Raw genomic sequence first — 15,873 nt, 5'->3', positions numbered from 1 at the left:
AAGTAAATTATTCATGCTATTTCATTAAATCATATTTACAATGAAAAAAACAAAAAACACAATATTGTGTATTGTAATACTCGTAGCTGCACTTATAAGCTGTGTTGATAAAAAATCTAAACAAGGCACTAGTCAATCCTCTGATAGTATTCAGCCAAAAGAAAGTATAAATGATGGTTGGGAATATCTTTTCGATGGCAAAACGTTCAATGGATGGGAAAAATTGGGAGGTGATGCTACTTACCGTGTAAATGAAGGAATGATTGTAGGAACCACCGCTCCTCCAAGTGACACCAGCAACACCTTCTTAGTTACCAAAAAAAACTATGACAATTTTGTTCTTGAGTTTGAAGTGTTTTTGGATTTGGCTCCCAACAATTACCATAATTCCGGTGTGCAAATCAGGAGTCACAGCTTACCTGAACTAAGCAACGGTTTGGTGCATGGATATCAGGTAGAAATTGATCCTGATACCACAGCCAGAAGCGGTGGAATATATGATGAAGGCAGGAGAGGATGGGTACATGATTTGAGAGATAATCCTCAGGCAAAAAAGGCATATAAGCCAGGTGAATGGAACCATTTTAAGGTGATAGCTGATGGCCCTGGCATCAAAACCTGGGTCAATGGAGTACCTGCTGCCAATTATACCGACAATCTCGATTCTGAAGGATTTATAGGATTACAGGTACACGCCACTGATAGTGACAAACCACTAAATATCAAATGGCGAAATATTCGGGTCAAATTAATCTAATGCGCAATAGTTTGTGAACTTATTTTCTTTAATGAAAATAGATCCAATCCAATCCAATTTCTTCATGTATATCCGGTGCTTTGCTATGGAGAAAAAATATTTCTCTGTTACCCTGTGTAGGTTCAATCGGAATTGTTAATTCTTTCACTCCTCGTTTTTTAAGGTCACCAATAAACTGAGCTTTACCTATGGACTTTCCTGTTGCTGAATCCAGCTTTACTGTGATAAAACATTCCGGACCTTTATAATTGTACCGGAAGGTAATGGAATCGACATTATTTAAGTCAATGTTTTTAAAAGAGATGTATGTAGATGAAAAGCCCATGAATACCATTTTGTCTCCCGATTCACTTAATAAATCATGCATTGTAGAGAAGTTTTCTGCCTGAAGTTTAGGATTCTGAATTGTACGAATGGCGGTAGTTGTAATCGGATCCATCTCAGTAGTACCCTTATCAGTATAGCTGGCTTTTAGTATATAAGTAATGTTTTCTCCTGATTCAATGTCTTCAGGAATTTGAATAAATCCTTTTGTAGGCACTGGTTTAACGTTTTGGTTTCCCTCGGCTAGTGATAAAATATAATCTGCCATACTAAGTGCTTCTGCTTCAGAAAACAATGGGTGAGCACTCATATTTATATCTCCCCAGACTCCACTTCCCCCGGCAAGTATTTTATTAGCCAGATAATCAGGGGCTTTGCTGTCATTTTTGTATTTTTCAGAAACTTCAATAAACGAGGGGCCAATGGCTCTTTTATTCACCTTATGACAGCTTTTGCAGTCGCTTTCTCCAATAAGTTTTTCTCCCGGGCTTTTTAGTTGACTTACTCCGGTAGTTGATTGTTCTATGGTGTAAACTCCTTTCACACGTTCCAGGCTTACTTGTACCTGTGAGGCTTTTATCTTTCCATTTTTCAGGCTACCGTCTTCTTCATCTTCTAAAAATATTTCATAAGGAATTTTATCTCCATTCCAATAAAAACTTCCTCTGTCTGGTATTTCTATAGATATTTCGGGTTTTCCATTACCTGCCTTTATTTCCAGAGCCTGAGTTGTTGCCGCTCCATGCGAATCTGTTACAGTAAGTCTGGCTATATAATTACCTGGCTTTTGGAAGACAAAAGATGCATTCTTTTCGGTAGATTGAATTTTGTTTGAATCAAATTGCCAGGAATATGTTAACTGTTCGTTTTTGTCGTAATCTATCGTTCCGGAACTACTGAAATTTACAGTAAGTGGGCATTTACCAACTACATTATCGGCTGTTATCTCTACATGAGGTGGCCTGTTTCCTTTAATGTATTCAATTTTGATTAATCTGGCATCAGGGTTGTCCCCCCATGTGGTACCGAATTCCATTACATACAGGGCTCCATCCATACCGAATTGCATATCAATTGGACCTATGAACCGGGTAGAGGGCATGAAGTCTTCAATTTTTTGCAGTTCTCCATTTTTATCTATTCTCACTAGTTTTATCCAACCACGCATCCAGTCATATATGAACAAGGCATTGTCAAAGTAGGAAGGGAATTTGATATCGGAATTATTGCCAGCATTATAATGATAGACTGGTCCTGACATAGCTGATCTTCCGCCTTCACCAAGTTTCGGAAACTCTGGTGAAGGAGCATAAGGATACCAGATAAATGCTGGTTTGGCAGGAGGCAGTATTTTCTTACCTGTATTGTTAGGAGAGTTGTTTACAGGGTTGTTGAAATCAAAGTGTTCTCCGGCTTTTTCTGTATCATAATCATACCTTGAGTAGGCCTGATTATCTGCAATGAAATAGGGCCAGCCAAAAAAACCTCCGGTTGTAGTTTTGTTGATTTCATCATAACCTTTTGGGCCTCTTTCTGTATCGGCATAGGCATCCGGGCCTACTTCTCCCCAGTACAGCGTACCAGATTCTTTATCTACTGATATTCGAAACGGATTGCGACAACCCATTACAAATATTTCAGGTAGAGCCAAAGTGTCATCTTTTGCAAACAAATTCCCATTCGGTATGGTATAAGTTCCATCTTTTTCAGGATGAATTCGTAATATTTTTCCTCTATAGTCCATCGTATTAGATGATGTTCTTTGGGTATCAAATCTGCTTCGGCCAGGTCGTTCATCCAGAGGAGCATAGGGATTGATAAATCCCGGATGGGTATTTTCTCCTACTGAAATATATAAATTGCCTGCTCCGTCAAAGGCCATTGACCCTCCAATATGGCGCATGTGTTGATTCGGAATATTGAGTAAGATTTTTTCTGACTCCATGTCCAAAGTATCTTTTATAATTGTAAATCTTGAAATAGACTGATTGGAAGATGAGTCTTCATGTCTCCGTTTAGGATCTCTATATACTTCGGAGCAAGGCAGGTTCATATAGTCAGATATAGTACGATTGATGTATATCCAACCGTTATGGGCGAAATCAGGATCCAATACCATTCCTATTAAACCTTCTTCTCCACATTTGAATACAGATAGTGTTCCAACAATCGAAGTGTTTTTGGTCTTAGGGTCATACACTTTTATGTTACCATAATCTTCTGCAAAATATACCTTATTATTTTCAGCTATCGAAATGGCAGTGGGGTTCATCGCTTCTTCCGTAAGTACTGTTATTTTAAAACGATGTTCGTCGGGTTGTTCAACTTCCTCTGGCTGAGATTGACATCTAATGAGTATTCCAAAGATGATTAAGCATAACAAAATGTTTCTGAATTGAAAATTGAAAGATTTGTACATAATGCAATAGTTTTATAGTTATTCGATGGCTTAGTGTCATCTGTACGGGTCAAAAACAGAGTGCTGCTGCTCCCAGAATACCCGAATCGTTACCCAGTGAAGCCTCTTCAATCACCAAATTCTCCAAATAGTAATTTGTCAGGCTTGATTTCAATTTTTCTTTTATGGGTTTTTCTAAAAATTTGAAACTAGGAGAGATGCCACCACCAATATATATGGTCGTTACGTCAAACAGCATGATAAATATGGCCAGAGCTTCTGCTATGTTGGTTCCCAGGCTTTCAAAGGTCTTTAAAGCAAGTGGATCATTCTGATTGGCAGCCCGGAATAGTGATTCAGCGGTTAAGGTATCAGGGTTTACAATCGTATTTCCCTGATATGCAGGATAAAGTTTTTTACAGATGTCAATCAAACCATTCTTAGCAGCAGTATCATCAATTGTTTTGCCATTGTGTAGTGATATCATTCCCAACTCAGGGCCATTCCCATTTCCGCCTTCATATAACTTACCGTTGATTATAACTGCGCTACCAATACCTGTACCGATTGTTATATATCCAAAACAATCGGTGCTGACTTGAGGACAGAATTTGTAAGTGCCTAAGGCAGCCGCATTGGCATCATTGCTGAAATAAAATTTTATATCAGGGTATTTGGAATAAAGTTGATTCACAAACCGTACTCCTTCGATTTCAGGAAGGTTTGTTACCTCAAGTATTGTCCTTTTATCTTTAGATAAGAGCCCAGGTACTCCTATCCCTACAGCTTTTGGTTGATTGTCAGCCATTATGGTGTCTATCCAATCCAGGATATTATTCACCATATTTCCGTTTCTTAATTCTTGAATCGAAATGGTTTTCTTTTCTGAAATAACACCTTGAGTATTTACTAATCCAGCCTTTATGGATGAGCCACCTATATCAATTCCCAGTACTGTCATCATTGATTGGTTGCTTTTTGATCTATAAAACAATATGCGTTCGGATGCAACCATAAATAGGATGCAGGAAGGTTTTTAGATACTTTTCCGGATAAAAACTCTTTTGCAATTTTTTGTTTATGTTCCCCCGTAACGATAATAAATATTTTTTTAGATTGCATTATTTCCTTAATACCCAGAGTCAAACCGTAACCAGGTTTTATACTCATACCTGTGACCATAGGGTGCAATAAGCTTTGTTTAGATAAAGTAGCCACATGGCATTCAGTGTCTATCTCACAAGGAGGCTCATTAAAAGCAATGTGTCCATTCAATCCCAATCCTAAAATACAAATGTCAATCGGATCTTGTTTGTAAAGAATAGTTTTCATTCTTTGGATTTCGTGCTCCGGATTTGCTGCATTGCTATTAAAACCGAAATAATTACTTTCCGGAATATTGAGTGGTTTCAAAATGTATCTTTCCAAATAAGATTCACATGTTTCGGGGTTGTCCATAGGCACACCACCCCATTCATCCAGTTTTAGGATGCGAAGTTGATTGGAAGGGTAAAGTTCTTTTTTTTCAATTAGTTGGCGATATGTCTCAGTTGGAGTATTTCCGGTGGCTGCACAAAGTAACAGATCAGGTTTTAGTTTAATATTTTCGACTATCAAATTCGAAATAACATTGGCTATTTCAATGCTATCTTCTAAAACCTTAATATTCATTTAATATTTCTTTAATTTATCCTCTTTACCTTTATGTATGAGGGTAAAGAAATGTTTAACTTTAAGACAGCTTAAGGTAGAAAAAGGGTGACAGGTCATTAATGAGAAGATAGTTTTGTTAATTATCGTTTAAAGAAATGAATCAAATTATTTTGAAATCAACATTTAAGGCCTTTTATCTTACCATAACACGATTAGTTTATTATGTAGCTTCTTTCTTATATATTTGACCCGAGTTTAGACAGCCATGTTTTATTATGGCACTAATAGAATAATACAAATTGGACGATTTTTTAACTATACAATCAATTCAAAATCGTGATCGTCAGGTTTACGAAGCTCTTTTTCATAACCATTATCATCAATTGGTACGGTTTGCAGAAGGAATGATTTTCGATCCTGATCTTGCACAAGATTTGGTGCAAAGCCTTTTCATACATCTATGGGAAAATGCTGCTAATATCAATATTAAGTCATCTCTCAAAGCTTATTTGTTTATGGCTGTAAAGAACAGATGTTTGAATTGTTTGAAAGAATTACAGATTCGGGATAAAAATGAACTTCTCTATTTGGAAGGAATGCTGAATTCGGATAGCAGCGAAGATATAGATCCACAATTGTTAGATAGGTTAAACTTTTCTTTGGCTCAACTTCCGGACAAAATGGTAGAAATAGTCAAATTAAAATATTTAGAAAACCGAAAGTTGAGAGACATAGCTGTTCAATTGAATATATCGGAAAACACTGTTAAAACTCAATTACTCAGATCCAAACGGAAATTGAGAAAACTTCTTCAAGTGGCTCCTGCGTTGATTATGGTCATTAAAGAAGTATTTAGAAATATTTGAGACCATTTTTTCTCTGCGTCTCATTTTTATATAAAATAAAAATATTTTTTCTGTCACCCTTTTTATAAAGCACCTTGTCATAAAAGGGTCAACATATATATATATATTCACTATTAGAGTAGAATTTATAATATTAATAAGAGTAAATGGCCAAATTAAAAAACATTATTGATTCAGAGTTGATTTTAAAAAAGATCAACAATACAATTACCGAAGAAGAAGATAATCTTTTTCAATCCTGGTATAATGAAAGTACGGAACATCAGGAGTATTTTCTGCATGCTAAGGCTTATTTTGAAAGGGGGTCGGCTTTTGATATAGAACCATTGGATGCCAATGCAGCCTGGAATAAAATATCAGTCACTACTTCCACTTCAAACAAATCCGGTAAAAACAGATTCCTAACCTTAGGAATCTCAATTGCAGCAGCAATCGCTTTGGTTGTTGCTACTGTGTTTTTATTTCAAGAGCTTCAAGAGGATGCGCAACCCGTCTTAACTAAGAAGGTAAATGAGATATTACCCGGGCAGTCGAAAGCTACTTTGATATTAGATGATGGAAGTTCTTATGACCTTTCTCAAGGAGCTAACGTGCGTTTGAGATCAGGAAAAACCCTAATAAATAGCGAAGGAGCCAAAATAAAATATACCACGGATGAAATAGAGCAATCGGTAACTAAATACAATACTTTGATGATACCCAAAGGAGGAGAATATTTAGTTGAGTTATCTGATGGGACTAAGGTTTGGTTAAATGCAGCAACGACCCTGAAATATCCGGTACAATTTGTAGGCGATGAACGTAATGTGGAATTAACCGGAGAAGCATATTTTGAAGTAGCGCACAATGCTTCAAAACCATTTCATGTAATTTCAGGGGGGCAAAGTTTAGAAGTTTTAGGAACAGAATTCAATGTATCGGCTTACAAAGACGATTCACACATAGTAACTACTCTGGTTAAAGGAAAAGTAAGCGTCTATGGTACAATTACCAAAGCAAATCAGCAAATATTACTACCAAACCAACAAACTACAATGAACAGGAGTTCTGGCGAAATTACCAGCAAAACTGTTGATCCTACGAATTTTATAGCATGGAAGTCAGGTGCATTTTACTTTCAGGACAAAACATTTGATGGCATGATGAAAGTCTTGTCAAGGTGGTATAATATAGATGTATTTTATGAAAATGAAGCTGTTCGAAGTATTAGGTTTACAGGCCGCTTTAAGCGATACGATGACTTTGAAACAGTTAAAAAATTAATAGAAAAAACTGATGAAGTGAAATTTAAAATAGACAATAAAACTGTAATCATAAAGTAATAAACGAGAACTAAAAAAAGGGAATGTTGCGAGCATCCCCTTAGTCATCCAGTCAAAGTCAATTAACTAAATGTTTAACTTAATAATGCAATTTATGAAAAACTGTACTCATCTGTTCCATGACTGGAACGAAAAATTAGTCAGAATTATGCGAATAACACTTCTCTTGATGTTTTTGGCAATAATGCAGGTTTCTGCAAACAGTTATGCCCAAAAAACCAAACTCCGCATAAATCTGAAAAACGTAGAAATCAGCGAGTTGCTTGAAGAAATTGAGCGACTGAGCGAGTTTGATTTCTTGTACAAGTCTGAACTGCTTAAAGATCGTCCTAAGGTAACGGTGGAAGCAGGAAAAGCCAGCATTAAGACGATAATGAAATCAATAATGCCTAAAGATTTAAAGTATGAGGTATTTGAAAAAACCATTATTATCAAAAAGAAAACGCAATTGGAACTAGAGGCTTCCGCACAAGAAGAAGCTGATGTGTCAATTACTGGAAAAGTAACAGATGAAAATGGAAGTAGTTTGCCGGGAGCTTCAGTTGTAGTACAGGGAACTACTACCGGAACTACTTCTGATCTGGATGGTAATTACAAGTTGAGCGTGCCGGATGATGCAATATTGGAGATTTCATTCGTGGGGTACAAGACTCAGGTAGTAGTTGTTGGATCAAGAACAGTTATTGACGTTTCTATGCAAGAGGATTTGGCAACATTGGGAGAGGTGTTGGTAGTAGGATATGGAACGGTAGAGAGAAAAGATGCTACCGGTGCAATATCTTCTGTTAAAGGAGAGGATTTTAAAAATCTTCCGGTATCAGGAATAGATAAAGCTTTGCAAGGAAGAATGTCTGGTGTTCAGGTAGTTCGAAATGGTGGAGCACCTGGGGCATCTACTTCAATTCGCATTAGAGGCACAGGTACTGTTAACAATTCTGAACCTCTATATATTGTTGACGGTATTCCTACTTCAAGTATAGATGGTATCAACCCAAATAATATTGAGTCCATAGAAGTTTTAAAAGATGCTTCTGCTTCTGCTATTTATGGAACAAGAGCGGCCAATGGAGTTGTTATTCTTACAACAAGAAAAGGAGCAGAAGATGGCAGTTTAAAGTTCAACATAGACATGTATTCTGGTGTTACAGATGTAACAAAAACGTTGGATGTATTAGATGCTCCAACTTTGGCTGAAATCAAAAGAGAACGTTATGCCAATGATGGGATCCCTGTTAATCCAATTTGGCAAGATTCTCAATACCAAACACAAAAAACAAATTGGCAGGATGAGTTGTTCAAAACTGGAAAGACACAAAATATTGATATTTCAATAAGTGGGGGAAATGAAAAATCTACTTTTTTGGTAGCCATGGGGTATTATAATGAACAGGGAGTTATTGATAAGGCTAAAGCTGATAGGTACACCCTTAGGATTAACTCAAACCATAAAGTAACCAAGTGGTTGAAGGTAGGACAAAATCTGGCTTTGTCAACAAGATCTAGTAACCAGTTTGATACAAATTCAGCTCAAAGTGGATTAATTTGGAGTGCCATTCGTTTTCATCCGGGGCTTCCGGTACAGGATGCTGATGGAAACTATAGTACTAACCAGGTAAGCGGTGAATTTGGAGACATCAATAACCCTATATATGAAGTGTCTATTAATGACTCTGATAATAGGAAAACCCGTATGCTGAGTAATGTAACAACGGAAATTTCTTTGACAAAAGATTTGAAATTTAAAACAAATTTTGCAGTTGATGGAACTATATCAGATAGTCGATATTTTAATCCGTTGATTTTGAACCAAATACGACAAAGGACAACAAACTCAGCTGGAAGAAGTTATGCTCAGGATTTCTCATTGCTTATGGAATATTTTCTAGCCTATAACAAAACATTCGGTGATAATACAATTGGATTTGTTGGAGGTTACACACAGCAATCTTTTGATTATCAAGGTTTTAGTGCCACTGCTACAAATTTCCCTGATGAGGATTCCAGTCAACGTTTTTTAAGCACCGGATCAGCGAATTCTACTACAGAGTATCGTGCTCATGATGGTTTGAGATCCGTATTTGGAAGAGCTAATTATTCTTTCATGGACAAATATTTGTTGACCGTTACAGTTCGCTCAGATGAATCTTCCAAATTTGCCGATGGGCACAGAAGAGGAGTTTTCCCGGCATTTTCATTAGGTTGGAGAGTTTCTGATGAAGATTTTTTCAACGTTCCCTTTATCAGTGATATGAAAGTAACAGGTGGTTGGGGAGCACTTGGAAACCAGAATATAGACAGGCTTCAGTATTTAGCAAGGATCAGTCGTGGACAAAGATATTCTTTTGGTTATGATGGAAGCAATCAGGTCGTAGGTGCAAACCAGTCAAGTTTTGCTAATGAGAATATTACATGGGAAACTGTGAAAATGTCTAATATTGGTGTGAATCTTGGTTTCTTGGATAATCGATTGACTTCAAATTTCAACTACTTCATTAAAGATACGGAAGATATGTTGCTTTCTCCTCCAACTATTGGAGCACAGGGCAACAATCCATCTCCTTATTTGAACATTGGACAAGTAAGGAACAAAGGATTAGAAATTGAATTGAACTGGAGAAATACCAAAGGTGAATTTAGCTACAACATTGGAGGTAATGCATCCTTTATTAGCAATGAAGTTACAAAATTAGTCGATGGAACATTTTTGGCTTCCAGATTCTATGGCAGGCCTGATCAGGAGATCTCCCGAACTTATGAAAACAATCCAATCGGAACATTTTATGGATGGAAAACCGATGGTTTGTTCCAAACACAATCCGATATTGACAACCATGCTGAACAACCAGGAGCAGTTCCGGGTGATGTTCGTTTTGTTGATATCAATGATGATAATGTTATTGATGATCAGGACAGGACAATTCTTGGAAGCCCACATCCTAAAATGTCTTATGGTATCAATGCCAATATGAGCTACAAAGGGTTTGATGTAACACTTTTCTTTATGGGTGTTGCAGGTGTAGATATTTACAATGCTGACAGAATGCAGGGAATTGATGCCTCTTATCCGTTTAATTTGTATTCTGAAGTAACTAATAGGTGGACAGGTCCGGGTACAAGCAATGAAATACCAAGGGTTTCTACTTTGCGAACTAACTTAAACTACAGGACATCAGATATGTTTATCGAATCAGGTGACTTTTTAAGGTTAAAGAATTTAACCATAGGTTACACTCTGTCATCCGATGTTACAGATAAAGTTGGATTATCAAGATTAAGGTTTTATTTCACTGGACAGAATGTGTTTACCATAACCGGGTATTCAGGGTTAGATCCTGAGTTGGGCTTGACAGATGGTACTACCCAGCTGAATGTGGATTATGCGCAATTTCCACAGGCCAGAACATTTATGTTAGGGGTTAATATTGGCTTTTAATTAAATGTCACAGTTTAGTTTAATCAATCAAAAAATTAAAATTATGATAAAGATTATAAAAAATATTTACATCATTCCGGCAGCCTGTTTGTTCTTGGTAATATCCGGTTGTGACAATGACCTGCTTGAAACAACCCCTTATGGGGAATCAACTTCTGCCACTTTTTGGAGAAACGGTGATGACGCTATAGCTGCGTCAAACGCCATGTACACGTTGCTCAGGGAGGAAGATTTTTATGGACATAGTGAAAATGTATTTGATAACTGTTCGGACGACTTGTACAGGGCAGGAGATCATGGTTATGAAGAAGCAATGGAAAACTTCACGCTTGACGCCAGCAATAACGGTGTGAGATATGGCTGGAAGAACAAGTATGAAATGATTACTCGTGCGAATGCCATTCTAATTAATGTGCCAAACATTGAAGATATAGATGCTGTATTGAAAAACAGAATACTAGGAGAAGCTCATTTTATCAGAGCTTTTGGTTACTGGAGGTTTTCTGTTATATATGGAGAAGTTCCTTTGATTTTAGAACAAAATGTTATTGAAGGTAACTTTAACGTGCCAAAATCTTCTTTGACAGAAGTTCGTGCACAAGTGGAATCAGATTTGATAGCAGCGGTTGGTCTTCTTCCTGATACCCACACCCCTGAAAATCTTGGAAGACCCAACAAGGGCTCTGCCAATGGTTTGCTGGCCAAATTGTATCTTTATGAGGAAAGGTTTGCGGATGCAATTACCGCCGGAGAAAAAGTAACCAAAGGTCCTTATCCATTAGCGGATAACTTTAGAGATAACTTTACTCCGGCTACTGAGAATAATCCTGAGATGCTTTTTGCTGCACAGGGTTCGGCTAACTGGGCAGATGTTCCTCAGTTTTGGATAGCTCCAAGACCATGGGGTGGATGGGATTTTCATGATCCTACTCAAAGCATTGTAGATGAGTTTGAAGATGGTGATCCACGTTTGGGTATGTCTATCTGGCAACCTGGTGATATGGTTGATCGAAAAGGTGATTATGGTATTACCGAATTTACTGCTGATCTGACTGCAACAGGTTATGCTCAAACAAAATATGCAACATTTACTGATGATGGCAATTTAGACAATGATCAAAATGTACCAATTCTTCGTTCGGCAGATGTGTACCTGTTAGTTGCTGAAGCTAAAATCCGATTGAATGGTGTGGGTGCAGGAGATGATGAAATTAATGAGGTTCGAAGCAGGGCAAGTGTAAATATGCCGCTGGTTAGCAATGCAGGTATGCCTGAGTTAATACATGAAAGACGTGTAGAGTTATTTGGAGAAAATCAGCGTCATCAGGATTTGATGAGATGGGACAAGGCTGGAATCGTTGATATTGTTGCAATCTATGGTGAAGACAGGGGACAATTTGATCCACCCAGAACATTTGTACGTCCAAAAAATTATTACTTCCCAATTCCTCAACGAGAAATTGATTTGAGTAATGATGTCCTTAAACAAAATCAATATTGGACTAATCAATAGGTATTGATTCCTGGTTGTCTTAATATATTAGGGCTGACATGAATCCAAGTAATGACTAAACCCAACAGGTTTTCTTTATGGTATATTACTACCTTTGAGATTACTCGTTGGGTTTTTTTACAGCAGTGGTTTGAAATCCGGTGTTGAGGTTTTTAGAATGAAATTTTCAAAGATGAGAAAGATATTTGTTTATATAGTATTGGTTGTTTTGTTTTCAAGGTGTGGAGAAAAAGTTGAAACAAATACCATTTCAAAAGAAGATAAGGTCAAAGAGGAGGCACTGTTTACCATACTAAATCCATCCGACACAAAATTAAATTTCATAAATGTAATCAACGAAAGTCCTTCGATAAACGGAGTATTGTATGAATACCTTTACAATGGTGGTGGGGTGGCAGTTGGAGATTTTAATAATGACAATCTTCCAGATATTTACTTTACATCCAATCTATACTCTAATAAACTTTTTATCAATAAAGGAAATTTGGTGTTTGAAGAAACTACCCTGGTATCTAAAGTGAAAGGAAAAGATGGTTTTCCTACCGGAGTGGCATTAGTGGACATCAATTCTGACGGTCTGCTTGATATCTATGTGTGCAAATCCGGTGATTATGCTGACCTGAACTATAGAAGGAACGAACTCTACGTCAACAAAGGAAACAACAAAAATGGCATACCTGTATTTGAAGAAGAAGCTTCTCTTTATGGATTAGATCTTCCTGATTACTCTACGCAAGCTGCATTCTTTGATTATGACAAAGATGGAGATTTGGATATGTTTTTAATCAATCATGGGATTGAACCAGCTGATGTTGAACCCAATATCGAAAAATTGCTCAATAAGAAATCCGAATACAGCAGCGATAAACTATTCAGAAATGACAAAGGAAAATATACTGATGTATCTGCCCAAAGTGGCATTCTTAACAATTCTATTGGTTTTGGCCTTGGTATAGCCATAGGCGACTTAAACAATGATCAATGGCCGGATATTCTGGTAGGACAGGATTATTCAGAAAAAGATCATTTATACATCAATCAAAAAGATGGAACTTATAAAGAGGTCATAAGAGTCGCTACCAATCACATTTCTAATTTCTCCATGGGAAATGACATTGGTGACATCAACAACGATGGCTGGCTTGACTTCATATCATTAGATATGGTTTCGAATAACAATTATGATTTGAAAACCAGTATGAGCGGTATGAATCCAAAACGATTCTATGATTTGGTCGGTAAAGGGCTACACCATCAATACATGTTCAATGCTTTGCAGGTGAATAATGGAGACATACTTGAAGAAGGCATTCCTGCATTTTCTGATGTTGCCAAGCTCGCAGGGATATCTAATACAAACTGGAGTTGGGCACCTCTTTTATTCGATATGGATAACGATGGCTGGCAGGACTTCTTTGTTTCCAATGGAGTATTGAGGTCTTTCAGAAACAATGATTTTGTGATTTACAAGAGAAAGCGGGTCGCTCAATTGTATGAAGACCTGGAGAAATACTCCAATAAAGATTCTCTGATCAAAAAGTATTATGAAGACATTCTAGCCGTAATGCCGGAAAAAAAGGAAGTCAACTTGCTTTATTTGAATAATAAAGACTTTTCATTCTCGGAAAAAAATGCTGACTGGAAACTTACAGAAGCCAGTTGCACTAATGGAGCAGTGTATGCGGATTTAGATAATGATGGTGATTTGGACATTATAGGTAACAATATCAATAGTGCTGCTTACATTTATAAGAATAATACAAGAGAACTGGGTTTGTCAAGCAACTACCTGAAAGTGAAACTGGAAGGTTCACCAATGAACAAAGATGGAATAGGAGCAAGGGTAATTCTAGAGAGCAAGGGTATAAAGCAAACCAGGGAGTTGTATTTGTCAAGAGGTTTTCAATCTTCGGTGGATAGAATCCTGCATTTCGGTATTAGTGATGCCACCTCAGTTGACAATATGACGATTCTTTGGCCTGATGGAAAAACTCAATCATTGAGTAATATTGCTTCTAATCAGCAGATTACGGTGAGTCATTCTGATGCTTCTAATGTGGTGGCAAAATCCATAGAAACCAAGAAAATTTTTAATGATGTAACACCTGAATTGGGACAGGGATTTGTACACAAAGAAAACGAATTTAATGATTTTGAAAGAGAAAGTTTATTGCCTCATAAAATGTCTCAAAATGGCCCTGCCTTGTCAATAGGTGATGTGAACAATGATGGACTAGATGATTTTTATATAGGAGGAGCTAAAGGTCAGTCCGGAGAGCTTTTTATTCAACAGAAAAATGGAAAGTTCTATTCTGAATTAAAGTCACTATGGCTTAAAGATAAAAGACATGAAGATGTTGCTTCGGTATTTTTCGATGCAGATGGTGATGGTGATGTAGATTTGTACGTGGTTTCCGGTGGCTATGAAGAAAAGGAGGGAAGTGACTACTATCAGGATAGATTGTATGAAAACATGGGAGATGGAACTTTCTCCAAAGCTTCAGATGCATTACCCGATAACCGAATCTCCGGTTCTTGTGTAAGGTCTGCAGATTATGATAATGATGGTGATCTTGACCTTTTTGTTGGAGGCAAACTAATACCTGGTAAATACCCTCTTTCTCCCGGTAGTTATTTATTGAAAAATGAAAGTCAGGGGGGGATTGTTAAGTTTACAGATGCCACTAACGATCTGGCTCCTTTTATGTCGGAATTTGGAATGGTGTCCAATGCAGAATGGGTTGATTTGGATAATGATGAAAAAATGGATTTGGTTGTGGTAGGTGAGTGGACTGCCATCAAAATCATTAAGAACCTGGGTGATAAATTTGCAGATGTTACTATTGAATCTGGGCTTGAGAATCAAACAGGGTGGTGGTATAGCATTGCCTCTGCTGATTTTGATAATGACGGAGACCAGGATTTTATAGTTGGAAATCTGGGGACGAATTACAAATATCAGGCTACTACAGACGAACCATTCGAAGTATATGCTAATGATTTTGACAAGAGTGGAAGCCTGGACATAGTGTTGGGTTATCATGAAAATGGAAAAGTATATCCTTTGCGTGGTAGGGAGTGCTCTTCAAATCAGATGCCTTTTATCAAAAAGAAATTTCCGAGTTACAATGACTATGGACTGGCTGACATTTCTACGGTATATGGAGAAGAAGATCTGAAAAAATCCCTTCATTATGCTGCTACTACATTTGCTACCTCTTATGTTGAAAATTTAGGCAACTTCAAATTTAAAGTGACCAAACTGGATGGCATTACGCAGTTTTCTTCAGTTAATAGTATTTTAATTGACGATTTTAATAATGATGGTAATCTGGATGCATTGCTGTCTGGCAATCTATATCAGGCTGAAGTGGAAACTCCAAGAAATGATGCCGGTTACGGAGTACTTCTGGAAGGAAATGGTAAAGGAGAGTTTACTTCAAAGTTCCCCTATGAAAGTGGCTTGTTTGTGAAAGGAGACGTGAAGAATGCAGGTATTTTAAAAACACCTTCTGAAAGCGGTAAAAAAATTGTTTTCGCCAAAAATGATGACAAACTTCAGGTTGTTGGCTATTGATTTTTTCTTATAAATAAAAGACATTTTGAT

The 15,873-nt window shown here is 37.1% G+C and carries 9 protein-coding genes; 6 read left to right on the top strand and 3 right to left on the bottom strand.

Going from position 1 to position 15,873, the window contains the following annotated elements; translation table 11 throughout:
* The first annotated feature begins 40 nt into the window (after positions 1-40).
* Positions 41-757, top strand: coding sequence for a 3-keto-disaccharide hydrolase (locus AAOP42_RS17125; protein ID WP_349529780.1), 717 nt, complete (start codon positions 41-43; stop codon positions 755-757).
* Positions 758-785: 28 nt separating this feature from the next.
* Here the strand turns inward: AAOP42_RS17125 and AAOP42_RS17120 are convergent, their stop codons facing one another.
* From AAOP42_RS17120 to AAOP42_RS17110, 3 genes are read right to left on the bottom strand one after another with little or no spacing between them, the layout of a single operon-like run.
* Entirely contained in the window at positions 786-3,500 is a 2,715-nt protein-coding gene (locus tag AAOP42_RS17120; RefSeq protein WP_349529779.1) for a PQQ-dependent sugar dehydrogenase, read from the bottom strand.
* Positions 3,501-3,549: 49 nt separating this feature from the next.
* Positions 3,550-4,443 (bottom strand): ROK family protein, encoded by an 894-nt coding sequence (locus AAOP42_RS17115; protein ID WP_349529778.1) that lies wholly within the window; start codon positions 4,441-4,443, stop codon positions 3,550-3,552.
* A complete protein-coding gene (locus tag AAOP42_RS17110; RefSeq protein ID WP_349529777.1) occupies positions 4,440-5,150 on the bottom strand; it encodes a 6-phosphogluconolactonase in 711 nt (236 codons plus the stop codon). Before AAOP42_RS17110 ends, AAOP42_RS17115 begins: the two co-directional genes overlap by 4 nt.
* Positions 5,151-5,431: 281 nt before the next feature.
* Here AAOP42_RS17110 and AAOP42_RS17105 point away from each other — a divergent pair, with 281 nt between their 5' ends.
* The 5 genes from AAOP42_RS17105 (at position 5,432) to AAOP42_RS17085 (ending at position 15,843) form a co-directional block, all read left to right on the top strand.
* On the top strand, positions 5,432-5,998 hold the full coding sequence (locus tag AAOP42_RS17105; RefSeq protein ID WP_349529776.1) for an RNA polymerase sigma factor: 567 nt from the start codon (positions 5,432-5,434) through the stop codon (positions 5,996-5,998).
* A 146-nt stretch (positions 5,999-6,144) separates the two neighbouring features.
* A complete protein-coding gene (locus tag AAOP42_RS17100; RefSeq protein ID WP_349529775.1) occupies positions 6,145-7,320 on the top strand; it encodes a FecR family protein in 1,176 nt (391 codons plus the stop codon).
* Between the two features lie 94 nt (positions 7,321-7,414).
* Entirely contained in the window at positions 7,415-10,753 is a 3,339-nt protein-coding gene (locus AAOP42_RS17095) for a SusC/RagA family TonB-linked outer membrane protein (protein WP_349529774.1), read from the top strand.
* Between the two features lie 43 nt (positions 10,754-10,796).
* Positions 10,797-12,266 (top strand): RagB/SusD family nutrient uptake outer membrane protein, encoded by a 1,470-nt coding sequence (locus tag AAOP42_RS17090; protein ID WP_349529773.1) that lies wholly within the window; start codon positions 10,797-10,799, stop codon positions 12,264-12,266.
* A 172-nt stretch (positions 12,267-12,438) separates the two neighbouring features.
* A complete protein-coding gene (locus AAOP42_RS17085) occupies positions 12,439-15,843 on the top strand; it encodes a VCBS repeat-containing protein (protein ID WP_349529772.1) in 3,405 nt (1,134 codons plus the stop codon).
* Positions 15,844-15,873 lie beyond the last annotated feature (30 nt).

The sequence above is a fragment of the Reichenbachiella sp. MALMAid0571 genome (assembly GCF_040151475.1).
Classification (GTDB): domain Bacteria; phylum Bacteroidota; class Bacteroidia; order Cytophagales; family Cyclobacteriaceae; genus CAXBNB01.
Note: the sequence above shows the minus strand (reverse complement) of the source record. Positions and strands in the feature narration are given on the sequence as shown.

Excerpts from the sequence above, each read along its gene's own strand:
- AAOP42_RS17125 (WP_349529780.1), top strand. The coding sequence starts at position 41 with ATGAAAAAAACAAAAAACACAATATTGTGTATTGTAATACTCGTAGCT.
- AAOP42_RS17120 (WP_349529779.1), bottom strand. The coding sequence starts at position 3,500 with ATGTACAAATCTTTCAATTTTCAATTCAGAAACATTTTGTTATGCTTA.
- AAOP42_RS17115 (WP_349529778.1), bottom strand. The coding sequence starts at position 4,443 with ATGATGACAGTACTGGGAATTGATATAGGTGGCTCATCCATAAAGGCT.
- AAOP42_RS17110 (WP_349529777.1), bottom strand. The coding sequence starts at position 5,150 with ATGAATATTAAGGTTTTAGAAGATAGCATTGAAATAGCCAATGTTATT.
- AAOP42_RS17100 (WP_349529775.1), top strand. The coding sequence starts at position 6,145 with ATGGCCAAATTAAAAAACATTATTGATTCAGAGTTGATTTTAAAAAAG.
- AAOP42_RS17095 (WP_349529774.1), top strand. The coding sequence starts at position 7,415 with ATGAAAAACTGTACTCATCTGTTCCATGACTGGAACGAAAAATTAGTC.
- AAOP42_RS17090 (WP_349529773.1), top strand. The coding sequence starts at position 10,797 with ATGATAAAGATTATAAAAAATATTTACATCATTCCGGCAGCCTGTTTG.
- AAOP42_RS17085 (WP_349529772.1), top strand. The coding sequence starts at position 12,439 with ATGAGAAAGATATTTGTTTATATAGTATTGGTTGTTTTGTTTTCAAGG.